Annotated in this window: 23 protein-coding genes; 8 read left to right on the top strand and 15 right to left on the bottom strand. The window is 43.9% G+C overall.

Going from position 1 to position 24,459, the window contains the following annotated elements:
* The first annotated feature begins 7 nt into the window (after positions 1-7).
* The 4 genes from ACOQOA_RS01745 to recQ all read left to right on the top strand — a co-directional run bounded on the left by ACOQOA_RS01745 (position 8) and on the right by recQ (position 4,890).
* The gene (locus ACOQOA_RS01745) at positions 8-1,237 is read left to right on the top strand and encodes a DUF1501 domain-containing protein (RefSeq protein WP_420546946.1); all 1,230 of its coding nucleotides are present in this window, start codon (positions 8-10) and stop codon (positions 1,235-1,237) included.
* 101 nt (positions 1,238-1,338) lie between these two features.
* Complete coding sequence (gene panB / locus ACOQOA_RS01740; RefSeq protein ID WP_420546945.1) at positions 1,339-2,187, top strand: 3-methyl-2-oxobutanoate hydroxymethyltransferase; 849 nt, start codon at positions 1,339-1,341, stop codon at positions 2,185-2,187.
* Positions 2,188-2,208: 21 nt separating this feature from the next.
* The gene (panC, locus tag ACOQOA_RS01735; RefSeq protein WP_420546944.1) at positions 2,209-3,060 is read left to right on the top strand and encodes a pantoate--beta-alanine ligase; all 852 of its coding nucleotides are present in this window, start codon (positions 2,209-2,211) and stop codon (positions 3,058-3,060) included.
* A 6-nt stretch (positions 3,061-3,066) separates the two neighbouring features.
* Entirely contained in the window at positions 3,067-4,890 is a 1,824-nt protein-coding gene (gene recQ, locus ACOQOA_RS01730; RefSeq protein ID WP_420546943.1) for a DNA helicase RecQ, read from the top strand.
* 26 nt (positions 4,891-4,916) lie between these two features.
* Here the strand turns inward: recQ and ACOQOA_RS01725 are convergent, their stop codons facing one another.
* From ACOQOA_RS01725 to ACOQOA_RS01680, 10 genes are all read right to left on the bottom strand, one after another.
* Complete coding sequence (locus ACOQOA_RS01725) at positions 4,917-5,264, bottom strand: HesB/IscA family protein (protein ID WP_155157353.1); 348 nt, start codon at positions 5,262-5,264, stop codon at positions 4,917-4,919.
* An 88-nt stretch (positions 5,265-5,352) separates the two neighbouring features.
* Entirely contained in the window at positions 5,353-5,865 is a 513-nt protein-coding gene (locus tag ACOQOA_RS01720; RefSeq protein WP_235914204.1) for a DUF59 domain-containing protein, read from the bottom strand.
* Entirely contained in the window at positions 5,865-7,115 is a 1,251-nt protein-coding gene (locus tag ACOQOA_RS01715) for an aminotransferase class V-fold PLP-dependent enzyme (protein ID WP_420546942.1), read from the bottom strand. Before ACOQOA_RS01715 ends, ACOQOA_RS01720 begins: the two co-directional genes overlap by 1 nt.
* On the bottom strand, positions 7,112-8,425 hold the full coding sequence (gene sufD, locus ACOQOA_RS01710) for a Fe-S cluster assembly protein SufD (RefSeq protein WP_420546941.1): 1,314 nt from the start codon (positions 8,423-8,425) through the stop codon (positions 7,112-7,114). Before sufD ends, ACOQOA_RS01715 begins: the two co-directional genes overlap by 4 nt.
* 12 nt (positions 8,426-8,437) lie before the next feature.
* Complete coding sequence (gene sufC / locus ACOQOA_RS01705; protein ID WP_420546940.1) at positions 8,438-9,190, bottom strand: Fe-S cluster assembly ATPase SufC; 753 nt, start codon at positions 9,188-9,190, stop codon at positions 8,438-8,440.
* A 71-nt stretch (positions 9,191-9,261) separates the two neighbouring features.
* Positions 9,262-10,743 carry a Fe-S cluster assembly protein SufB gene (gene sufB / locus ACOQOA_RS01700; protein WP_420546939.1) on the bottom strand — a complete coding sequence of 494 codons (1,482 nt, stop codon included), beginning with the start codon at positions 10,741-10,743 and terminating at the stop codon, positions 9,262-9,264.
* Complete coding sequence (locus tag ACOQOA_RS01695) at positions 10,743-11,249, bottom strand: SUF system Fe-S cluster assembly regulator (protein WP_420546938.1); 507 nt, start codon at positions 11,247-11,249, stop codon at positions 10,743-10,745. The genes sufB and ACOQOA_RS01695 overlap by 1 nt, the downstream gene beginning before the upstream one ends.
* A gap of 201 nt (positions 11,250-11,450) precedes the next feature.
* On the bottom strand, positions 11,451-13,469 hold the full coding sequence (locus ACOQOA_RS01690; protein WP_420546937.1) for a mechanosensitive ion channel family protein: 2,019 nt from the start codon (positions 13,467-13,469) through the stop codon (positions 11,451-11,453).
* 44 nt (positions 13,470-13,513) lie between these two features.
* Positions 13,514-13,927 (bottom strand): YHS domain-containing (seleno)protein, encoded by a 414-nt coding sequence (locus tag ACOQOA_RS01685; protein ID WP_420546936.1) that lies wholly within the window; start codon positions 13,925-13,927, stop codon positions 13,514-13,516.
* A 102-nt stretch (positions 13,928-14,029) separates the two neighbouring features.
* Positions 14,030-14,923: a diacylglycerol/lipid kinase family protein gene (locus ACOQOA_RS01680; protein WP_420546935.1), complete on the bottom strand. Its 894-nt coding sequence runs from the start codon at positions 14,921-14,923 to the stop codon at positions 14,030-14,032.
* A gap of 166 nt (positions 14,924-15,089) precedes the next feature.
* On the opposite strand from ACOQOA_RS01680, the gene ACOQOA_RS01675 reads away from it, so the two are divergent.
* Both ACOQOA_RS01675 and ACOQOA_RS01670 read left to right on the top strand, forming a co-directional pair.
* On the top strand, positions 15,090-15,893 hold the full coding sequence (locus ACOQOA_RS01675) for a UDP-2,3-diacylglucosamine diphosphatase (protein ID WP_407923911.1): 804 nt from the start codon (positions 15,090-15,092) through the stop codon (positions 15,891-15,893).
* Entirely contained in the window at positions 15,881-16,999 is a 1,119-nt protein-coding gene (locus ACOQOA_RS01670) for a glycosyltransferase family 4 protein (protein ID WP_420546934.1), read from the top strand. The genes ACOQOA_RS01675 and ACOQOA_RS01670 overlap by 13 nt, the downstream gene beginning before the upstream one ends.
* Here the strand turns inward: ACOQOA_RS01670 and putA are convergent.
* A complete protein-coding gene (gene putA, locus ACOQOA_RS01665) occupies positions 16,980-20,129 on the bottom strand; it encodes a bifunctional proline dehydrogenase/L-glutamate gamma-semialdehyde dehydrogenase PutA (RefSeq protein WP_420546933.1) in 3,150 nt (1,049 codons plus the stop codon). The genes ACOQOA_RS01670 and putA overlap by 20 nt on opposite strands.
* Positions 20,130-20,259: 130 nt before the next feature.
* On the opposite strand from putA, the gene ACOQOA_RS01660 reads away from it, so the two are divergent.
* Positions 20,260-20,736, top strand: a complete 477-nt coding sequence (locus ACOQOA_RS01660) for an Lrp/AsnC ligand binding domain-containing protein (RefSeq protein ID WP_420546932.1) — start codon at positions 20,260-20,262, stop codon at positions 20,734-20,736.
* 7 nt (positions 20,737-20,743) lie between these two features.
* Here the strand turns inward: ACOQOA_RS01660 and ACOQOA_RS01655 are convergent, their stop codons facing one another.
* The 4 genes from ACOQOA_RS01655 to ACOQOA_RS01640 are packed head-to-tail and all read right to left on the bottom strand — an operon-like array spanning position 20,744 to position 23,187.
* Positions 20,744-20,959, bottom strand: coding sequence for a hypothetical protein (locus tag ACOQOA_RS01655; RefSeq protein ID WP_420546931.1), 216 nt, complete (start codon positions 20,957-20,959; stop codon positions 20,744-20,746).
* A 9-nt stretch (positions 20,960-20,968) separates the two neighbouring features.
* Positions 20,969-21,913 (bottom strand): UDP-glucuronic acid decarboxylase family protein, encoded by a 945-nt coding sequence (locus ACOQOA_RS01650; RefSeq protein WP_420546930.1) that lies wholly within the window; start codon positions 21,911-21,913, stop codon positions 20,969-20,971.
* Between the two features lie 32 nt (positions 21,914-21,945).
* Positions 21,946-22,989, bottom strand: coding sequence for an NADP-dependent oxidoreductase (locus ACOQOA_RS01645; protein ID WP_420546929.1), 1,044 nt, complete (start codon positions 22,987-22,989; stop codon positions 21,946-21,948).
* Positions 22,990-23,001: 12 nt separating this feature from the next.
* On the bottom strand, positions 23,002-23,187 hold the full coding sequence (locus ACOQOA_RS01640) for a DUF1192 domain-containing protein (RefSeq protein ID WP_420546928.1): 186 nt from the start codon (positions 23,185-23,187) through the stop codon (positions 23,002-23,004).
* A gap of 133 nt (positions 23,188-23,320) precedes the next feature.
* Between ACOQOA_RS01640 and ACOQOA_RS01635 the strand changes: the two genes are divergently transcribed.
* The gene (locus tag ACOQOA_RS01635; protein WP_420546927.1) at positions 23,321-24,316 is read left to right on the top strand and encodes an NAD(P)H-quinone oxidoreductase; all 996 of its coding nucleotides are present in this window, start codon (positions 23,321-23,323) and stop codon (positions 24,314-24,316) included.
* The last annotated feature ends 143 nt before the right edge of the window (positions 24,317-24,459 follow it).

Here is a 24,459-nt window from a genome sequence, read left to right as displayed (position 1 = left end):
TATTGAAATGACCAAAGACAATCTATCCTCCAACTTAAACCGTCGACAGTTTCTCACTGGCGCCGCCACAACAGCTGCTGCCGCAGTATTACTACCTACAAGTATGTCATTTGCAGCCATTCCATCTACCAAGAAAATGGTTTTTATTCATTTAAGAGGTGGTTTGGATAATCTTGCCCTTTTCCCAGCGATGGGAGATGAAAATTACCAGACTCAACGTGGTAATCTTGCGCTGCCATCTTACAAAGATTCCGGCGCACCGATTCGCTTAAACAAACTTTTTGGTTTGCATCCAATGGCTGAAGCTTTCTTACCCTTCTGGGCAAGAGAAGAGATGGTGTTTATCCCTGCATCAGGCCTACCAATTGCCGATGGCTCGCATTTTTCTGCACAAGAAGTTTTTGAAAGCGGCTATAGTCAATTAGGCGGGGACGGATCTGGTTGGATGGGACGTGCTTTACAAGCCATGGGTGCTATTCAAGAAGACACAATCCACTTTGGCAAACAGGTTCCAATGCTTCTACAAATTGCCGGTGGTGGGAACGATGTTGTTCAACATATCATGGAGGCACCGTTTGAAGGCTATGGTCGACGTTTAACCGTTGTACATAATCATGACACGCTGCTTTCACCTGCCCTTAGTCAAGCAGCGGCCCATGTTGAAAAACAACGTCGTAAGCTACCAGAAGATGATCAAACATATGCGAAATCAGCAGACTCCGTTTTTGGCTTGGAAAAAGCCGCACGTGAAGCAGGTAAGGTTCTGACAAGAACAGATGGACACAATATCGCAGTCTTAGAAGCATCCGGTTGGGATACGCATGAAGACCAAGGGTCACGTACAGGTAAGTTAGCGCGTCGTTTAGCAGCGTTGTCTGGGGCAATCGAAGGCCTAGCAGTTGAAATGGCTGAAGATTGGAATAATACCGTTGTTGTAATCGCCAGTGAATTCGGACGTAGCGTTAAACCGAACGAAGATCGCGGTACAGATAATGGTTATGCAACATCGACCATTGTCATTGGTGGCCCTATTAAAGGCGGTCGCGCGCTTGGAACTTGGCCTGGACTGGCAGAAGAACAATTAACCTCAACCGGCGCTTTAAAATCTACGGTAGATATGCGCGCTATTTTCAAAGCGGTCCTACGCGATCATTTAGGAATGCCATTACAAGCAATCAATAATGCAGTCTTTCCTCGTAGTAATGAAGTTGCCCCAATCGAAGGTTTGTTCAAATAAGGAAAAACTCTTTTCCCTTCTATTTTGCACTGCAGCATGATACAACCCGTGAAATCGAAAAATAGAAATCGACTATAAAGATCATCGCGGGAGATTAAGAGATGAGCAAAGTTCCATCCACAGTACCACGCCGACTTGGCGTTCCGGAAGTTCGTGCAAGAAAAGGCGACACACCGATTGTCGTGTTAACTGCCTATACTGCGCCGATTGCTAAGATCGTTGATCAACATGCCGATATTATCCTTGTTGGGGATTCTTTAGGCATGGTGATCTACGGCATGGAAAATACTCTTGGCGTGACCATGGATATGATGATCAATCATGGCAAAGCAGTCTCCAGCATGACAAAGAACGCCTTGATCGTAGTTGATATGCCATTTGGATCTTTTGAGGAATCAAAAGAAGTTGCCTTTCGCAATGCAGCAAGATTAATGGCTGAAGGCGGTGCAAATGCCGTGAAAATCGAAGGCGGCCGTGATGTGGCGCCAACCATCGACTTTTTAACCCAACGTGGCATCCCGGTAATGGCACATGTGGGTTTGATGCCTCAACGTGTTCAGGCAATGGGCGGTTTTCGTGCGCAAGGGAAGGATGAAGCTTCTGCTAATGAGATTCTCAAAGATGCCTTGGCAGTTCAGGAAGCTGGTGCTTTTTCTGTTGTTATTGAAGGGGTCATGGAGCCTGTGGGTCGCAAAATCACCGAGGAATTAGATATCCCAACAATCGGCATTGGTGCTTCTGCCGCCTGTGACGGGCAGGTTCTGGTGATTGATGACATCCTTGGTATCTTCGACGAATTCAAGCCAAAATTTGTAAAAAGATATGCCAACCTTAACAAAGATATTAACGCAGCTATTGAAAACTTCTGTAACGAGGTGCGTTCTGGTGCCTTCCCAGCGGATGAGCACTTGTTTGGAACCAAATCAACCGCTAAAAAAGACGCATCCTAACGAATAATAAAAGAGACGATCATGTCTGACATTCTTGTGGTGCGTACAGTCACGGATTTACGTGAAGCAATTGCCGAAAAACGAAAAGAGGGTAAAGCCGTTGCCCTCACACCGACTATGGGAAATCTTCATATAGGGCATATTTCATTAGCAAAGACAGCACGTGATCACGCAGATGTTGTCTGTGCCACAATCTTTGTGAACCCAAAACAGTTTGGGGAAAATGAAGATTTTGGAAGCTATCCACGTACCTTTGAGAACGACAAGAAGCTACTTGCAGAAGCGGGGGTGGAAATTCTTTATGCACCCACAGTTGATGCAATGTACCCAGACGGCTTTTCCACAAACGTGTCTGTAACCACAATTTCTCAAGGTTTATGTGGGGATGATCGTCCAGGCCATTTTGACGGTGTATGCACAGTCGTGACAAAATTACTTCTGCAAGCGTTACCTGACGTGGCCGTTTTTGGGGAAAAAGATTTCCAACAATTAATGGTCATTAAACAGTTCACAAGGGATTTGGATATACCAGTAAAGATTATTGGCAGCCCTACTCTACGTGAAGATGATGGTTTAGCTATGTCTTCTCGCAATGGCTATCTTTCTGCGGAAGAAAGGCAAATTGCCCCTTCCATGCAAAAGATCATGCAAGAAACTATAAAGCTTGCGAGAAATGCAGATAGCTATTTTGAAATACTCGAAGCAGCAAAGGCTAAGATTATAGAAGCTGGTTTCAATTCGGTTGATTATCTCGAAATTCGTGAAGAACGTGACTTAACTCCCGCTCATAAAGCTTCAGGTCAAGCACAACGTCTTTTTGCCGCAGCGCATCTGGGTAAAGCTCGCCTCATCGATAATATTCCTTTGGTGTAATTGAACATGACCTCTAATGAAGCTGCCCGTGCTGCCTTAAAACATCATTTTGGCTATGATCAATTTCGTGATGGTCAGGAAGAAGCGATTACCGCGATCATAGATGACCACCATGTGATGGCGGTCATGCCGACAGGTGCGGGCAAGTCTATATGCTTTCAATTACCAGCACTTATACGAGACGGCTTAGCCATTGTGGTTTCCCCTCTACTGGCACTCATGGATGATCAAGTGGCTAGCTTAAAAGCGAATGGCATTCCCGCTGAAACAGTTAATTCCAGCCAATCGAATGATCAAAAACGCGCAATATGGGGACGCCTGCAAAAAGGTGAGATCAAAATCTTATATATCTCACCTGAAAAGCTGCTCACGACTGCGATGATCAATTACTTAAAGTCGCAAAAAATCTCTATGTTTGCTATTGATGAGGCCCATTGTGTTTCTCAATGGGGTGCAGATTTTCGACCAGAATATATGCAGCTGTCCTGCTTAAAAGATGAATTTCCTAATGTCCCGATCATTGCCGTCACAGCAACAGCTGATCCTGCCACTCGTAAAGATATCGAAGACGCCTTATTTGATCGCCCAAATAAGTTGATCACCACAGGGTTTGATCGTGAAAATATCTATATCGGTATGGAAGGCCGCACCAAAGATTGGAAAGCTCAATTACTGGAATTTATTAAAAGCCAGCCTGCTAATTCATGTGGGATCGTATATTGCCTTTCAAGAAAACGAAATGAAGAAGCCGCGCAATTTCTGGCTGAACAAGGATATAACGCCTATCCCTATCATGCCGGGATGAATGATCAGCAACGTAAAAACGTGATTAATATTTTTATGCGCGATCCTGACGCTATTATCTGTGGCACAGTGGCTTTTGGTATGGGGATTGATAAAGCCGACGTACGCTGGGTGTGTCATGTGGACCTGCCCAGCAGTATAGAGGCATATTATCAGGAAATTGGCCGCGCAGGACGTGATGGATTACCTGCGCAAGCACATCTTCTATTCAGTTTACAAGACATCGTCACCCGACGAAACTTGATGCAAAGCGATACTAAAGACGAAATCACATCTGTTAAAGAAAATCAGCGCCTAAATGCACTAGTCGCTTTATGTGAAACGCCGGAATGTAGACGCAAAAGCTTGCTTTCTTATTTTGGGGAAAAAATAAGAAAATGCGGTCATTGTGATGTCTGTACCAATCCTAACGAAACGATTGACGGGACGGATATAGCAAAGAAAGTATTCACGGCGATCCACGAAACAGGTCAATATTTTGGCAGTGTTTATGTCACCCAACATTTAATGGGGAATGCATCAGCCAAACATGAAAAGAACGGCCATATCAAACTGTCCTCATTTAGTTCCGGTCAGGAATTTAATGAAAAGGAATGGCAAGCTATTATCCGTCAATTACTTGGCGCTTGTTATCTTGAACTAGACATCCGTGCCTATGGCGCTTTGAAACTGACAGATCGTTGTCGGGACTTGATGGAAGGAAATGATAATTTTGCCTATCGCCCCGATGTCGTACATGTCACACGCAAAGCGAAATTACCTAAGAAAACCGCTGCTAGTCTTGCTTTAATCAGTGAAGAAGATAAAGAGATTTTCATGCGCTTGAAGTCTCTACGTCAACGTATTGCCCGGGCTAAAGATGTACCGCCTTATGTGATCTTCAACGATAAGTCATTGATTCATATGTCTTTAGAAAAACCAGAAAATAGAAACGAATTCTTGCGCATTAATGGCGTTGGTGACGCTAAAGCCGATCAATATGCCGATGTTTTCCTTGCCGCGATCGCAGGAAAAGAAGAAGACTGATTGTAAAAAGAAATAGAAGCTTTAGTTTAAGAAACACTAAAGCTTTCACCACACCCACAACGGGCTGTTTCATTTGGATTACTGAACACAAAACGACTTTCCATTTTGCTTTCTTCGAAATCCATCTCTGATCCGATCAAGAACATAACAGCAGCGGGGTCGATAAAGATTTTAACACCTTTATCTTCTACAACTTCCTCAAACTGCTTTAATTCCTTGGCATAGTTTACCACATAGGAAAGACCGGAACAGCCTTTATTTGACACACCAACACGTAAACCCAGAACATCATTTTCTGCGTTATCCATGATATCACGTACGCGTGCCGCTGCAGCGTCGGTTAATTTCAATACAGGTTCGCCAGTTCCAAACATAATATGTCTCTTAATCCATCAAGGTTATATCTTTAATATAAGGCAAATTTATATTTTTTTAAGTGCCTTTTTAGAAAAGCTTCTATTCTTAGAATAAATCCATTGCCAACATCGCATCTTCGGACATCATATCCTGACGCCAAGGTGGTTCCCAAGTAAGCGTCACTGTCACTTCACCCACGCCATCGACATCAGCAACTGCCTGGGCAACTTGTCCTGGCATCTCACCAGCCACAGGGCATGCAGGTGCCGTCAATGTCATCGTAATATCTACATTACCACCATCTTGCATCGTGCAGTCATAAATCAGTCCCAGATCATAAATATTCACTGGGATTTCAGGGTCATGGACAGTACGTAAAGCCGCAATAAGATCATCAGCCTCAGCCGTTTCAGATCCTTCTTCCAACTCATATCCCGCTTTGGCCTGTGTGCCTTCTTCCGCAGCAGGAGAAAATCCAAAGTCAGCCATACCACCAGCACCAAAGGCGCCCATACCATATGGGTTCATCAAAGCCGCATCATATGGGCTTGCCATATGAACTTCTGGTGATGTCTCTTCCTGAGTGTCGTTTTCAGCTTTTTTATCTTGATCAGTCATTAGCCGAAAATCTCCCGTACTTTTTCCAAAGCTGTTGCCAGCGTATCAATTTCTTCCATGGTGTTATACATCGCCAAAGAGGCACGGCTTGTCCCACTTACCCCCATGCGATCCATCAAAGGTTCTGCACAATGGTGACCCGCGCGGATGCAAACCCCTTTACGGTCAACAATGGTTGCGATGTCATGTGGATGCGTGCCATCCATCACAAAAGACAATACAGATGTCTTATTTGTTGCCGTACCAATCAAGCGTAATCCATCAACAGCACATAAACGCTGTGTTGCATAGTTCAAAAGGCGTTGTTCATGGGCAGCAATACGTTCCAATCCAACTGATTGAACATAATCAATCGCAGCCCCTAGACCAATTGCTTGTACAATTTGCGGTGTTCCGGCTTCAAATTTCGCAGGCAATTCCGCCCATGTAGATTTTTCATAAGACACAGAAGCAATCATATCGCCACCGCCCATAAATGGCGGCATCTTGTCCAACAAATCTTCCTTACCGTAAAGAACACCAATACCTGTTGGGCCATAAAGCTTATGGCCGGTAAAGATATAGAAATCGACATCCAAATCTTGTACATCCACAGGCATATGCATCACGGCTTGTGATCCATCTACCATCACCTTCGCACCAACGGCATGTGCTGCTTCGACAACCTCTTTCAAAGGTACAACAGAACCCAGCACATTGGAAACATGTGTGATCGCAACCAGCTTTGTCTTTTCAGACAACATAGATTTAAATTCTTCTAACAAGAAGGTGCCATCATCGGAAATAGGCGCGACCGTTAACTCAACACCTTTTTCATCACGTAACATTTGCCACGGCACTATATTGGAATGATGTTCCATCGCAGAGATGATCACCTCATCTCCTTCTTTCAGTAATCCGCGACCAAAGCTATGTGCCACCAAATTCATGGCACCTGTTGCATTGCCAGTGAAGATAACTTCCTTTTCACTATTTGCATTTAGGAAAGCACGTACAGTTTCACGTGCAGCTTCATAATTCGCAGTTGTCTGTTCAGAAAAGGCATAGGCCCCACGATGTACATTTGCATAACAATGTTTATAAGTATCAGCAATGGCATCAATGACCGCTTGTGGCTTTTGTGCAGAAGCCCCGTTATCCAAAAAACATAATGGCTTGCCATGAACTAATTCAGATAGGATCGGGAAATCCGCCCGGATTGCGTTTACATCATAATCGTCAATAAAACCTTGGGAGATTGCTTCACTCATGCGCTTTCTCCTAATTTATTTTCAAGTTCAGCATGGAATAATTCGCAGATTTCCTGATGACGAATATGATCTACTGCTTCATGCAAAAAGGCTTGAACCAACAAAGCACGAGCACGTTCTTCATCAATACCACGGGATTCCAGATAGAAAAGTTGCATTTGATCCAACGCACCAGATGTGGAGCCATGAGCACATTTCACATCATCTGCATAAATCTCAAGCTCTGGCTTAGCATTTATCTCAGCCTTGTCACTCAGTAACAAAGCTTTGTGTAATTGTTGTCCATCCGTACCATCCGCACCGCGTTCAACATAGGTTTTCGCCTGAAACACACCTCTACCCTGATCACCTAGCACGCCTTTAAATACTGCTAAACTCTTGGAATTAGGCACATTATGGTTCACACGAATTGTTGTATCATGGTGGCGCTTAACATCCGCATGATAGGCACCATTAATGCGAATTTCCGCATGTTCGCCATCAATATCACATAAGGTTTCGTTGCGAATAATCTGACCACCAAGATTTAAGGTGAAACCATCATAAACAGAACCTTTATCCGCTTTAATGGTTGTTAAGCCATATGCAGAACTATGATCTGCTTCTTTCTGAAGAATATAATGGCCTAAATTCGCATCACGACCTAGCTGAATTTCAGAAACCGCATTACCAAAACTTTGCATTTCACCAGAAACACCCACATGGCTTTCTAGCAGTGTTACAGCGGCACCATTACCCAAGCGGATGGAATGACGTGGATGAAAACTTACTGCTTCATCTCCTGTATAAGTCAAGGACACCAAATGAATTGGCTTTTCCATCACCACAGCACGATCTACCTCCAAATATAAACCATCTGCAAGATAGGCTGTATTCAAGGCAGCCAATGCAGATACATCCATATTGATGGAAGCATTTAATTCATTTTCAAACTTATCAGGATCAGCCTCAATGGCCTCTGCTAAACTGCCAAGCTTCACGCCAGTTGGCAGATCACCAATCGCAGATAACTCCGCATCAAAAATACCATTCACAAAAACAATTCTATGGGCATCAACATTCGGCACGGCTTTTGGCAACGCAGCCATAGAAATAGAAAAATCTTCTGTCGCCAATGAAAAATCCACATTACGAAGATTTTTCAAGTTGGTGAATTTCCAATCTTCAAGACGAATAGTTGGCAAGCCAAGGCGCTCATAGGCGTTTTTAGCTTCAATGCGACGGTTGGTCATCCATTCCACTTGTGCCAGTGGCAAATCAACAGGGGAATATCCGAAACCGCGCAAGAAGGGATCAATTACTTCAGACATAGGCCTTCTTCCTTACGCAGCAGAACCGAATTCCGCATAACCTGTTTTTTCCAATTCCAATGCCAAATTCTTGTCACCAGATTTTACAATCTTTCCATCTGCCAAAACATGTACAAAATCAGGCACCAGATAATCCAACAAACGTTGATAGTGAGTGATACAAAGGACACCACGTTCAGGACTACGCAAACGATTCACGCCTTCTGCGACCACGCGCAATGCATCAATATCCAAACCAGAATCTGTTTCGTCAAGCAACGCAAGTTTTGGCTCTAACAACGCCATTTGCAATGTTTCGTTACGTTTTTTCTCACCACCGGAAAAACCAACATTCACAGGACGTTTCAACATATCATCCGGCATGCCAAGCTCTTTGGATTTAGAACGCATCAATTTTACAAATTCCAAACCGTCTAATTCAGCTTCGCCATGATATTTACGTTTCGCATTCAAGGCATGTTTCAGGAAGGTTGTATTTGTAATTCCCGGAATTTCCACAGGATATTGGAATGCAAGAAACAAACCTTCACAGGCACGTTCATTTGCTTCCAATTCAAATAAATCTTTACCATCAAAAGTAACGGAACCACCTGTCACTTCATAACCTTCACGGCCAGACAACACATAGGACAATGTGGACTTACCTGCACCATTTGGGCCCATAATCGCGTGAACTTCACCTGGACGGATTGTCAGGTTCACACCTTTTAAAATTTCTTTACCATGTACTGTGGCGTGTAAATCTTTAATTTCTAATAGCGACATATTTTTAATCCTGATTTAGCTGTTAGCTATCGCTTCAATAAATTCTCAAATTGTGGGGTGGTTTTAGCCAACTACCCCACACTTCCTTCCAAGGAAATACCGATCAGTTTTTGTGCTTCCACGGCAAATTCCATAGGTAGGGTTTGCATTACTTCTTTACAGAAACCGTTCACAATTAATGAAACAGCTTCTTCTTCATCCATGCCGCGTTGCAGGCAATAGAAAAGCTGATCCTCACTAATTTTAGAGGTGGTTGCTTCATGTTCCAGTTTCGCACTTGGGTTTTTGCTTTCGATGTAAGGAACTGTATGGGCACCACAATTAGAACCAACCAGCAAACTATCACATTGGGTATAATTCACAGCACCTTGCGCACGCGGCGACACGCGTACCAAACCACGATATGTTTGATCAGATTTACCTGCAGAAATACCTTTGGAGATAATTTTGGATTTTGTATTTTTACCCAAGTGGATCATCTTGGTGCCTGTATCGGCTTGCTGCATATTGTTTGTAATGGCAACTGAATAGAATTCACCGATAGAACCATCGCCCTGTAGGATACAACTTGGATATTTCCACGTAATCGCAGAACCAGTTTCAACTTGCGTCCAGCTTACTTTGGAATTCGTACCACGACATGCCGCACGTTTGGTTACAAAGTTATAAATACCACCTTTGCCGTCTTCATCACCGGGATACCAGTTTTGAACGGTGGAATATTTAACTTCCGCATCATTTAAAACAACAATCTCAACAATTGCCGCGTGAAGCTGGTTTTCATCACGTTGGGGTGCTGTACAGCCTTCCAAATAACTTACATAAGAATTATCATCGGCAACAATCAATGTACGTTCAAACTGACCTGTTTCTTCTGCGTTAATCCGGAAATAGGTGGATAACTCCATCGGGCAATGAACGCCTTTAGGAATATAAACAAACGACCCATCCGTAAACACAGCACTATTCAAACATGCATGTTTGTTGTCTGTATGAGGTACAACAGACCCTAGATATTTTTTAACCAACTCAGGATGTGTTTTTACAGCTTCTGAGATTGAACAGAAAACAATCCCTTTTTCTTCCAAAGTCTTCTTATAGGTGGTCGCAACGGATACAGAGTCAAACACCGCATCCACAGCTACTTTTGGCGATCCAACAACACCGGCAAGAACTTCTTGTTCTTTCAACGGAATGCCAAGCTTCTCATATGTTTCAAGTAACTTAGGATCAACTTCATCCAAGGATTTTGGTTTATCCGCGTCTGATTTAGGCGCAGCATAATAGTAGATACCATTATAGTCGATTGGTGGCACTTCCAGCTTTGCCCAGTCCGGATCTTCCATTGTTTTCCAATGGTCATATGCCTCAAGACGCTTTTCAAGCAACCATTCAGGTTCCTCTTTCTTCGCAGAAATAAAGCGAATAACTTCTTCGCTTAACCCCTTGGGTGCGCGTTCCATTTCGATTTCTGTGACAAATCCATATTTATATTTGTCACCACCAGCATCGATATCTTTTACTTTTTCAATGGTTTCCGTTGTGGCCGCCATTATCCTTGATCCTTCGCTAATGCAGATTGATCTGCTTTTTGTTTTTGACTATTTTTCAGTCCAGTTGAAAGTGGCTTCATATTTATGAAATCAGGTATGCCTGCATCTTTATTAATATCTGCTAAAGAGACAGATTCTAATGCGGCCTTAACTGCCATATTGATCGGGTCCCAACGCCCACGCATCGGACAAAGATCCTCCACATCACAGGCACCTTCAGCCCCATCAACACAAGCTGTCAAAGCCACCGGCCCGTCCAGCGCTGCGATAACCTCAGCAACACTTACCTGTTCCGCAGAACGTTCCAGCGCATAGCCGCCGCCAGCACCCCGTGTAGACACAATCACATCAGCTTTCGCCAACAGCTTCAGAATCTTTGCGACAGTCGGTTGAGGTAAGTTTGTAACCTCAGCCAAATCAGGCGCAGTTGTGTTTTCACCCTGAAGATCAGCCATCTGACCAAGGACGATCACACCGTAATCTGTAAGCTTGCTTAAACGAAACACACTAGCCTCTAACTTGAAACCGTACTAAATTAGTCCTGATTGCTTATTTACGCCTTTTTTCGACTTTTTCAAGGGAAAAAATTGATTTACATCAATGTTAAGAGTCGTTCTTAATTATGTTAATAACCACTCTTAACTGCATAGAAAAAGGCTCCGAAATCCAGATAATTTCGAAGCCCTAAATTAAGAATATTTTTCAGTTTAAGTTTTTGATGTTGCGGGCGTATTTTCATCTGGTGGTAAAACCGCACCTGCAATAGCCTTTTTATCCTCTTCAGACAGATTATCTGCGTCTATATTTTTTCCATCATCGCCCGCCAAGCGCACGGTAACTTCACGATGGGCAAACTTAATACCTTCTTTTGCAAATAATTCCCGGATTTGCGAATAAACCAGTTTACGCGCGACAAATTGCTCCCCCGGCTTGGTCATAAATTTCACACGCAGAATCATCGCAGAATCTTCCATCTTGTAGACACCTTGCGATTTTAGCGGTTGAAGGAAAGAGGCTCCGACTTCTGGGTGTTCCAACAGCTGCTGCCCCAGCTTTTTGATGAGTTTCCGAACCTTCTCCACATCCGTGTCATAAGTTACGCGCAAGGTAAGCTTCATCATTACCCAATCGCGTGAATAGTTCGTTAGATGTAAAATTTCGCCAAATGGAATAGTATGTAAAGCGCCTAGGTGGTGACGTAATTGCAAGGATCGGATTGAGATACGTTCAACAGTCCCTTTAACAGTACCGAGATCGATATATTCTCCTTTACGGAACGCATCATCAATTAAGAAGAAAGCACCAGAGAAAATGTCTCGGATCAACGTTTGAGCACCAAATCCCACAGCCAGACCGACAACCCCGGCACCTGCAAATAATGGTGCAACATCAACGCCCATTTCAGATAAGACAATCATTCCTGAGATCACAAGAACTGTGAACAATAAGGCGTTTCTAAACATCGGTAATAACGTGGCTAGACGGGAAGCTGCACTGGCACCGCCCCCCTCATCTCCGGGTTCAGGTTCAGTGACGTCACCAAGCTCATCAGCAATCTTATTATCAATTGTAATTTTGATCGCTTCATAAACCATATAAGCAAAAAACAGGACGATAAGAATATCAAAGAACTCAACAACCATTCCATCTTCAGCTAATGGATCAAGCCCCCAAGCACGCAATACGATCCCCAAGAAAACAACAGATACAATGATCCGTGCACCTTTGATACATAATGCTTTTAAACTTTTGCGATCCGCTTGTAATACGCTTTCAGCAATATCTTCAACTTGCTCATGTTGTTGTTCTAACTTGGCAAATATCCTTTCAATGACGATGAGCAACAATCCATAGACCGCCAAACTTAGATACGCCCAGAAAAACGGCGATAAAGCCAAAGCAATACCCGTAGGCCATCCCATCAGCAAACTAACGGATACTTTTGCCCAAGCCGCCAAAACGTAAAAAATGACAAGCAAATGCCAGATACGGCTGATAACTTCCAAAAGTGGACCGGGTTTATCTTCCTTACTTAAAGATCGAAGAAACACTCGTATTTTTCGTGAACGATAAATTACCAATGCCGATGTCGCGACAACAATGATGGTGGTTCCAATCAGAAGGATCAGTTTATAGGATTGACTGTGAACACCAATGTCACCCAGCCAGAAGCATATCTGAACCGTTGCGATGCCGAACGAAATCAAAAAAGTAAAGTCACGATAAAAACCTCGTGCCTGCTCATCATTCATAGGCAAAGCTCTATATTCAGGTACATCGAGCCCCGATAAGTTATAGAAAATATAATGTACGAGAACGACACTACTACCGATGGATATAACCGCTAACTGAGTAGTTAGTTCCGCCCCACCGGAATCATTCGTCAGATAAGCCAGTAGCGTCGCGATTACAAATGCAACGCCGGTTGCAATTGCTTGCATAAATCCGCGGAACCACAAGAAAGATAATTTTTCACTAACGTCTTTTGGTTCGTCTTTAAAAAAATGTGCAAACTGATTGCGTGCCCAATTATTTACAAAACGTAATCCAAGCAATCCGATACCAAAATATAACAAGGCCAAAGCTAGAGTTGGAAACAACCAAGACATATCTCCTGCTGTTGTTGCTTCTCTTAATGCAAATAGCACCTGTTCTTGAAAGACTGGAAGCTCATAAAAAAGCTCCCACAATCGATTACGCAACTCGGTTCCGAAAGTGGTTTCCATACCCATCCCCTTAAGATGAAATCTTCACCTGTTGAAAATTATATCTATTCTATTGGTTTTACTTTATCCCAATGAGCATCGGCAGCTTGGACCATTTCGTCAAGATCATTACTCTGCCAGCGCTTTTTTCCGACATTCGCACCAAACAAGTATAGCTTCTTTTTATGGATCAACCAAACCTGTGGATCACCGCCATGAATATTACCTAAGCTCATTTGATTAGAGCAGTATCCACCATATTGAGGGGCATATAGTTTGGGGTCTTTGATAAATGCGTCCCGACCTTCTTGGGATGTAAAATGCCAAATAGCGCCATTCCACTTATAACTAAACTCTTCAGCACCTGCCTCTTCCTGTCCTTTATCGTGATATGATAAAGGGTCATAACCTTCTATAGCAGTGTCACTAAAAAATCCTGTATGAACTGGATCAAGTGCGAAAGCAGTAGAGATTTGCATCGCCGCAAACATCCCTGCGATTAATGAGAATATCAAAGAGGCCCGTTTCATCATAAATAAAACTAAACGGAAAACTGACTAAAAAATCAAATCACAAAACTGTCAGGAAGACACCAATATACCAACACTACGTTGATCAACGGTTACATTCATCGGCATAATGAATGGGCCGTCCCCATCCATTTGGATGTCACTTTCTTTGGCCGTTTCAAATTGAACTTCATTTGTTTTTAAAACAGTCACATCCCGCGATAGGTGTAATCTACCCAGCGCCAAGTTCACGCCGTAACATAATGCGGCACAATATCCGTATAATGGTAACAAGATTACATAAAGGTCATCAGAACTTATATCCGCATCAGGTGCGACAACAAATGGCCCTCCGTATCTTGCAGCTCTAGTTACAATAACAGTATTAGCTACTAATCTTTGTCCGTTTACCCGAACACGAATAAATGGTGGCTTTTGTTTCAGAACCGTAAACGCAGCAACCACATATGCCGCCCCCCCAATAAAACGCTTCAGTCCTGAATTAACGACATTCACCACTCTTGAATCCAACCCACTACTTGCCATCAATAAAAATCGACGATCATCAGCTAACCCCGGATAAACTTTTTTGGAACGTCCCGCCTCGATGATATTTATAATCTTTTTCAAATCGCTGGGCAGCCCAAGTTCCCATGCCAAGACATTGGCTGTTCCCATTGGCAGAACAGCAATGCTCGGTCCAAGTTTTGCTTCATCACGCTGACACAAGCCATTTACGATTTCATTAATCGTACCATCCCCTCCTGCTGCAACAATGACATCAATATCCTCTGCTTCATAGGCAAGCTTTTCAGCATGTCCTGCACGTTCTGTCAGGATCATGGAAACCTCATGTCCGCGTTCAGTAAGAAGATGCAATAATTTTAGCATCTTACTCTCACGCCAACGGGTAATGAGAGGCCGTCCCGCAATCGGGTTATGAATAATTAGAATACGTCTTTTCATAAACAAGCTATGCCAAGATTTGTTTTAAGATTTCGTTACAATTCCGTTTCAACCCTATGAAATTTGCGGTTTGACGCAAAATCTTAACAAAGCGCCCCTAGGTTTCGACCACAAAGATTCGAGGAACTGATTCGGTTTGATCCAAGTTCGTTTGAAAGGACGCGTTATGAAGATGAACACACCGAGAGTCACAAAATATCGCAGCATTTGGATTTCTGACATTCATCTTGGAACAAAAGGATGTCAGGCAGATAAACTCTTAAGCTTTCTAAAGCATAATGAAAGTGACTATTTGTATCTTGTCGGAGATATCATTGACGGTTGGCGTTTGAAGCGAAGCTGGTATTGGCCACAAAGCCACAATGATGTTGTTCAGAAAATCCTTCGTAAAGTTCGTAAAGGCACAAAGGTAATTTATGTACCCGGCAATCATGATGAATTTGCCCGTGAATATGTAAATCATCATTTTGGAGGCGTGGACGTTCAAGAACGTGCTTTTCACAAAACAGCAGATGGCAAGGAACTCCTTGTGATACACGGGGATGAGTTTGATGTTGTGGTAAGATATGCCAAATGGTTAGCACTTCTAGGAGACGGTATCTATACCATGCTTTTAGTGATCAATAATTGGTATAATAAGATCCGCGAAAAAATGGGGCGCCCTTATTGGTCTCTATCCCAGTATTTGAAACTTAAAGTTAAAAACGCCGTTCAGTTTATTGCTGAATACGAGGAAGCCATCGCAAAAGCTGCAAAAAATGCAAAGGTAGATGGCGTGGTTTGTGGTCATATCCACCATCCGGAAATGCGAGACATCGACGGTATTCTTTATTGCAATGACGGAGATTGGGTCGAAAGTTGTTCCGCCCTTGTTGAACATATGGATGGACGCCTTGAATTAGTTGAATGGACGTCGACAGAACCCGTATTCATAAAATCAGAAGAGACAGAAGCTTCATGCGCATATTAATTATTACCGACGCTTGGTATCCACAAATCAATGGCGTCGTAAGAACTCTATCCTCCATGCAGGAAGAATTAATCAAAATGGGCAACGATGTGCGTATGATCACACCAGAAGCATATAAAACAGTCCCATGCCCGACTTATCCAGAAATTCGTCTTTCCTTAGTGACATCAAAAGCTATTGAGAAAGTCGTGAAAGAATTTATGCCTTGTGCCATTCATATTGCAACCGAAGGTCCATTAGGTCTTGCTGCAAGAAATTATTGCCGTAAGAAAAAACTTCCCTTTACAACGGCCTTTCATACCCGTTTCCCTGAATATGTTGAAGCACGTTTTCGCATCCCCGAGAATTGGATTTATCCAATGATGCGTTGGTTCCACAAGCATTCAACCAATGTTATGGCCCCCACGCCAACAGTTGTTGAAAACTTGCACGCGCATAAGTTCCACAATGCATGCCTTTGGGGGCGTGGTGTTGATGTTGATCTTTTCAAACAGGGCCCGAAAGCAGAACTCCCCAAAGATAGAATTCAACAAGGTAAGCCCATATTATTATCCGTTGGACGTATTGCCGTTGAAAAGAATATCGCAGCCTTCCTTGATCTGGATATTGATGCCAATAAGATCGTTGTCGGTGATGGGCCTATGATGAATGAATTGGTACGTAAATATCCTGATGTGATCTTTGTCGGTGCTAAACATGGCGAGGAATTGGTTTCCTATTACAATTGTGCCGATGCCTTCGTCTTCCCTAGCCTGACGGATACTTTTGGATTGGTCATGCTGGAAGCACTTGCATGCGGCACACCTGTTGCTGCCTTCCCTGTTATGGGACCTAAAGATGTTATCACAGATCCCACGGCGGGCTGCTTAGACCATGACTTGAAAACAGCCGTCTTAAAAGCTTTGGAGCTTAATCGAGAAAATTGCCGTAAATTTGCAGAAAAACATTCATGGAAAGCAAGTGCGGAAACATTCCGATCTTACCTACATGAATTTGATCCAAAGCTTATCGATCAGCATTACGAAGAGCCAACAACAACTGAAGAAGAAAAAATCCCCGCTTCAGCCGTTGCCGGCATAACATCGTCTACAAAGACATCAGACTAGCATTACCACCTGCTGCAGTCGTATCTGTGCTTACGGTACGTTCTGCAGCAAAACGGTATAGATAGCGCGGCCCGCCCGCTTTTGGTCCCGTACCTGATAGGCCCTCACCACCAAATGGTTGAACACCAACGATGGCGCCAATCTGATTACGGTTCACATATGTATTACCCACATGCAATCGTGATTTAATATACTCTATGCGGGCTTCGATCCGACTATGAATTGCCAAGGTCAAACCAAAACCAGTGGCATTCACCGCGTCTATCACTTCATCCAACTGATCTGCCTTATATCTTACAATATGCAGAATTGGACCGAAGACTTCTTTTTCCAATTGATCAATAGAATTGATTTCAAACATATGCGGTGCGACAAAGGTTCCATCCTGACATTCTTTTGGCAAATCCAGCGCCCCAAGCGTTTTTGCCTCTTTCTTCATCCGGGCCACATGGTCCATCAAACCTTTTCGTGCCTCATCATCAATCACAGGACCGATATCAGTTTCAAGAATGGACGGATCTCCAAGGCTTAATTCTTCCATTGCCCCTTTGATCATTTCAATTTGCTTATCAGCAATATCTTCCTGAACACAAAGAATACGCAAAGCAGAGCAACGTTGTCCCGCGGATTGGAAAGCCGACATTAACACATCCCGTGTGACTTGCTCCGGCAAGGCTGAACTATCGACGATCATCGCATTTTGCCCACCTGTTTCCGCAATCAATGGAATGATAGGACCATTTCGATCCGCCAACATACGGTTGATAAGACGTGATGTTTCTGTCGAACCGGTAAAGGCAACCCCGCCCAAACGCGGATCCGTCAATAAGGGCGTACCAATAGTTGGCCCCTCACCCGGTAGAAGATGTAAAACATCACCCGGCACACCAGCTTTTAACAACAATTTCACAGCTTCATACGCAATGATAGATGTTTGTTCTGCGGGTTTTGCGATAACCGCGTTACCTGCTGCCAGCGCGGCTGTGACCTGCCCCGCAAAAATCGCCAGAGGGAAGTTCCACGGGGAAATACATAAAAACACACCGCGCCCATGTAGGCTGATCTGATTATCTTCGCCTGTTGGCCCCGGTAACTGAAGAGGTTCCGCAAATTCAGCGGCAGCTCGTTCTGCGTAATAGCGCAAGAAATCAACTGCTTCGCGTAATTCCGCAATGGCATCTTGCAGGGTTTTCCCTGCTTCCTTCATAATGATTGCCATTAACTTATTACCATTATCTTCAAATAGGTCCGCAGCCTTATTCAAGACACGCCCCCGTTCAACCGCATTGGTTAAATCCCATGCCGGTTGGGCACGTAACGCACGTTCCAACGCGCGGGTCGCCATAGATGCCGATGCAAATTGGACGGTGCCGACAATCTCTTTTCTATTGGCGGGATTTAATACAGGTTGGGACATTCCTTCCTGATCCTTGCCGCCAATCAATGGCCCCGCAAACCAATCTTCTTTCTGTGCTAGAACCATTTCTTCTGATGTTTTAGAAATCACATCTGGATGGCGAATATCTAAGCCTTCAGAATTTTTGCGCTCATCGCCAAACATATCTTTGGGAAGTGCAATTTTTGGATGCGCCTTAATCGGCATATCCGCAACCTTACGGATCGGATCAGCAATGATATCGGAAATCGGCGCGGTTTCATCAACAATACGATTTACAAAAGAACTATTCGCCCCATTTTCTAAAAGACGACGCACCAAATAAGCAAGCAAGTCTTCATGACTACCTACAGGGGCATAAACACGTACGGGACGACCATGTGCATCGCCCTCTTTATCAGCAAAACCCACCACTTGATCATAAAGCGCATCGCCCATTCCATGCAGGCATTGATATTCAAATTCTGTGCTGCCTGCAATCTCCATAATCGCAGACAAGCTATGCGCATTATGAGTTGCAAAACATGGATAAAAGGCATCTGGCGCGGCCAATAACTTTTTCGCACAAGCCAGATAAGATACATCCGTATTGGCTTTTTGGGTAAAGACCGGATAACCATCCAAGCCTTGTTCTTGTGCCAATTTAATCTCCGTATCCCAATAGGCGCCTTTCACCAAACGCACCATAAAGCGACGGTTATAGCGACGACCCAGATCGGTTAGGAAATCCACCAGTGGCACACAACGTTTTTGATAGGCCTGGATCGCAAGACCAAGGCCTTGCCATTTTTCAATTGAGGTTTCCTGACAAATTGCTTCCAGAATATCGAGGGAGATATCCAGACGATCCGCTTCTTCTGCATCAATGCAAAGGCCGATATCATAATCCGCCGCCAGTTTACATAGATGCGCAATCTTTGGCACCATTTCAGCCATCACGCGATCTGTTTTGGCAAATTCATAACGTGGATGCAGGGCCGATAGCTTTACAGACACACCGGGGGAGTTAATTACACCGCGCCCATTGGCTTCCTTACCAATGGCATGAATGGCATTTTGATATTCTTCATAATATCGTTCCGCATCTTTCATAGTGCGGGCCGCTTCGCCTAGCATATCGTAGCTATAACGATAACCTTTCTTTTCCATCTCCTTGGCGCGTTTCAAGGCCTCCCCGATATTTCGGCCCATCACAAATTGTTTGCCAAGGATTTTCATAGCCTGCACCACGGCCTGACGGATGACAGGTTCCCCAGAACGATGAACCATCTTTTTCAAGACAGAAGCCCAGCCGCCTTTGCCGCTTTCTTCCATCTGCACCACGCGTCCGGTCAACATCAAGGCCCAAGTAGACGCATTCACAAAAGAGGATTCTGATTTCCCAAGATGGGCTTCCCAATTCGCCCCACCGATCTTATCACTAATCAAGGCATCGGCGGTTTCCTTATCAGGAATACGTAATAATGCCTCCGCCAGACACATCAAGATCACACCTTCTTCGGACGATAATTCATATTCATGCATAAAGGCATCAATACCCGAAGATTTCACCCGCTCTTTGCGCACCTTACTCACCAGTTTCAAGGCACGATCATAAATACGATCTTTCATATCGGATGAAAGTTCAGCTTGTTGTAATCTTTCTGCTACACATTTTTCTTCATCCATGGAATAGGCGTCACGGATGGCTTGGCGCAGGTTTGTTGCTTCTTTTAATGGCGCACGCAATAGCATGTAGGGATACTCCTTAAATCAAATCTTTCCCTTAAGAATATCAAAACAACAAAAGAATGTGCTTCTATATTTTAAAATTACACGATATATTCACTATTATTTTGATATTTTTATAGTGAATTATTCTGTTATGAATGAAATTTATAAACCATTAGACCAGATTGACCGCAATATCCTGCGCGAATTGCAAAAGAATGGGCGAATCTCTAACGTAGACCTCGCCAAGGCTATCAATCTTAGCCCGACCCCCTGCTTGGAGCGTGTCCGCCGACTGGAACGCCAAGGTTATATCAAAGGGTACCAAGCCATCCTTGATCCCGACAAACTGGATCAATCCTTGCTGGTATTTGTGGAAGTCAAATTGGACCACACCACATCGGATGTATTTGATGAATTAAAAGGTTGGGTGAACCGCACGCCGGAAGTGGTGGAATGCCATATGACTGCTGGCGGCTTTGATTACCTCCTCAAAGTTCGCGTCAAAGATATGAATGCCTATCGCCACCTGCTCGGCGAAGAACTCACCGCACTCAGAGGTGTCACCACCACCTCCACTTTTGTAGTTATGGAGGCTGTTAAAGATGGAAATGAGGTTTATGTGAGATGAAAAGAAATTAATCTCTTAACTCTCTAAGCTGTTCCTCTCGCTTTTTCACAAGACGGGAACGCTTGATCATATTGGCGATTATAAAAAGAGAAATGGCTAACACGGAAATAGCAGTTACTGAATAGCGGATAAGGGCTGGTGTCTCGACAACCCAGACCGTTAATGTTGCTAATGCAGATACGCCCCCTAATGCGCCAACCGCCTGATCATTTAAATCAGACATCCCCCACTCCTATTTCAAGTTTTGAAAATACCTAATCGTCTCTTTTAAACCATCTTCCAGCGCGACTTTTGGTTCCCAGCTTAACTCGCTTTTAGCCAGTGAAATATCTGGCTGGCGTTGGGTTGGGTCATCTTGTGGTAAGGGTTTATAGATGATTTTAGATGTGCTGTTGGGGATCAGTTTCAGGGTGAGCTCAGCCAGTTCCCCAATTTCAAATTCCCCCGGATTCCCCAGATTTACGGGACCAATAAAATCATCGCGGCTATCATTCATCATGGACTGCATACCATCTAGCAAGTCATCCACATAACAGAAGGATCGGGTTTGCGTGCCATCGCCATAGATGGTGATGTCTTCGTTATGCAAAGCCTGCCAGATAAAATTACTGACCACGCGACCATCTTGGGGATGCATATTCGGGCCATAAGTATTGAAGATACGGATCACTTTGATATCGGTTTGATACTGGCGGTGATAGTCAAAGAATAAAGTCTCCGCACATCTTTTGCCTTCATCATAACAAGACCGCGGGCCAATCGGGTTTACACGTCCCCAATAGTCTTCCTTTTGAGGATGAATTTCTGGATCACCATAAACTTCAGAAGTAGACGCTTGAAGGATGCGTGCATTAATTCGCTTGGCAAGACCCAACATATTAATTGACCCATGCACCGCCGTTTTAACGGTCTGCACCGGATTATATTGATAATGTACGGGCGATGCGGGACATGCCAGATGATAAACCTGATCCACCTCTACATAGAGGGGGAAAGTCACATCATGACGTTGGAATTCAAAATTATGTTCATCCATCAAATGCTGGATATTGCGTTTGCGTCCCGTGAAAAGGTTATCTGCACAGATCACATCATGTCCGTCTTTAACCAGACGATCACAGAGATGGGAGCCTATAAAACCAGCACCGCCCGTCACAAGAATGCGTTTTTCCAACATAGATCGGCTCCCTACCCCATTGCAATCAAGGTTTAAACAGTCGGGTCATCCCGTGTCTGTACCATCAATTTGCCAAAGTTTTTTGATGTCAGCATATCAATGAATGATTCGGGCATTTTCTCAAAGCCTTGTTTTATATCCTCTTTATGCTGAAGCTTGCCTTCTTTGGCCCAACTCGCCAATTGTTGACGGGCTTCGATGATATCTTCTTCGCCATAATCGAAAATCAAGAAACCTTGCATTTTGGCACGTGCCACTAGAACCTGACGCATAAAACGTTGCCCCATATCCGGTTCTTCAAATTTGCCTGCTAATGAAATGGTGCCACAGATAATAATACGCGAAAATGGTGCAAGGTTTTTCATCACCGCATCATGGATAGGCCCCGCCGTATTATCAAAGAAAACATCCACACCATCAGGGCATGTTTCTTTCATCGCCGCATCCAGATCAGCTGTATCGCGATAATTGATCCCTGCTTCATAGCCAAGGCTTGCACAATAATCTAACTTATCTTGAGATGAAGCCACCGCCACAGGGCGCGCGCCTTTGATCTTGGCAATTTGTCCTGCGATTTGTCCCACCGCCCCGCTTGCCGCAGAAATAACAACAGTATCGCCTGTTTTTGGCTGTCCAATATCGCGTAAGGCAAGATAGGCTGTTAAACCCGGCATACCAAGATAACCGATCGCAGAATGAATAGGGCCAAGGGATTTATCCACCTTATGCAACTTTTTACCATTGCCTAAATCTACATTCAAAGCCGCATAATCCTGCCAGCCAAAATTGATATTTTCTACAATATCCCCTACCTGATAGTCAGGATGGTTTGAGGCTACAATTTCCGCAACTGCCCCGCCATGCATACAATCATCAATACCAACACCTGCCGCATAATTGGCAGCCGCACTGATCCGTCCGCGCATATAAGGATCAAGAGAAAGATAGATGGAACGGGCCAATACCTGCCCCTCACCAATGGCTGGCATTTCGCCTTCAACCATTTTGAAATTTTCAACAGATGGCATGCCTGTAGGATGACTTGTCAGAACCCATTGGCGGTTTATTTCAGACATATGATTTAACCTTTAACTTTTGAATAAAGCTTCGGCTGCCCCTTGGGCGCCCTGCTTTTTCACAATGGCTTCTTCTACGCGTTTAATCTCTGCATTTAGGACATCAATATATTCACCCAATGCTTCGATCGACATTTCTTCTAAATCAAGTGGTGTCGCTAAATTTGGACGTAGTGGTTCCAGATCATCCGTATCCATTTTCTAAACTCCCTTTGCAGCAAAAAACGCATCGTTTTTATTTTACATTTTTGTCGACTATGCGCAGTATCAAATGATCCGCAAATGGGCGCAAGCAAATAGAATTCACAAGATATCTGAATAGAGGTTATCCATGACAGTTCCATCCATGATGCAAGCCGTAGAAATCAGTGAAGCTGGTGGGCCTGAAGTTTTGAAATCTTGCACACGCCCTACCCCTGAAATCAAAGCGGGTGAAATCTTGATCAAGGTCGCCGCTGCAGGGGTTAATCGTCCCGATTGTTTACAACGTGCTGGCCTTTACCCTGCGCCCAAAGATGCAAGTGACCTGCCCGGCCTTGAAGTCGCAGGTGAAGTGGTTGGCGTTGGGGCAAATGTGCATCAATGGGAAATCGGCGACAAGGTATGTGCGCTTACCCCTGGTGGCGGCTATGCCGAATATTGCATGGCACCTGCCGGACATGCATTGCCTTGGCCGAAAGGTTATGACGCGGTAAAAGCCGCGGCCTTACCAGAAACTTTCTTTACCGTATGGACCAATGTCTTTGATCGTGTTGGGTTACAAGCTGGTGAAACCCTGTTAGTTCATGGCGGTAGCAGCGGTATCGGCACCACAGCGATTCAACTGGCAAAAGCTTTTGGCGCTAAAATCATCATCACAGCCGGATCAGATGAAAAATGCGATTTTTGCAAAGAACTTGGGGCTGATCTAACCCTCAATTACAAAACTCAAGATTGGGAGGCAGAGGTTAAATCCGCCACGGATGGCAAAGGTGTGAATGTTATCTTTGATATGGTCGGTGCCCCCTATATGCAAAAGAATCTAAACTGTCTTGCCGTTGAGGGGCGTTATGCTCTACTCGCTTTCTTAAAAGGCCCGAAGGCTGAATTAAATATGACCCGTGTTTTAACAGATCGCTTAACCATAACGGGGTCAACATTACGTCCCCAATCTATCGAGGCAAAAAATAAAATCGCAATTCGTCTCTATGAGCGAGTTTGGCCCTTGCTCGATAGTGGAAAAGTGAAACCGATTATACATTCAAGCTTTTCACTTGAAGAAGCGGATAAAGCCCATGCCCTAATGGAAAGCTCAAATCATATGGGGAAAATTATTCTAACTTTATAACAACTGAGATTTTCCAGTATAGAGAGCGCTTTTTTGAATTTATTATAAGTGGTATAGATAAAGAAATCAGCGGGGTGATACTTTAATTTCTTTCAGAATCATCCCATATTTGTGTAAGATGGAAATTATTATGCATTTGAGGA

This window comes from Curvivirga sp. (assembly GCF_965219885.1).
In the GTDB taxonomy this organism is placed as follows: Bacteria; Pseudomonadota; Alphaproteobacteria; order UBA8366; family Aestuariispiraceae; genus Curvivirga.
Note: the sequence above shows the minus strand (reverse complement) of the source record. Positions and strands in the feature narration are given on the sequence as shown.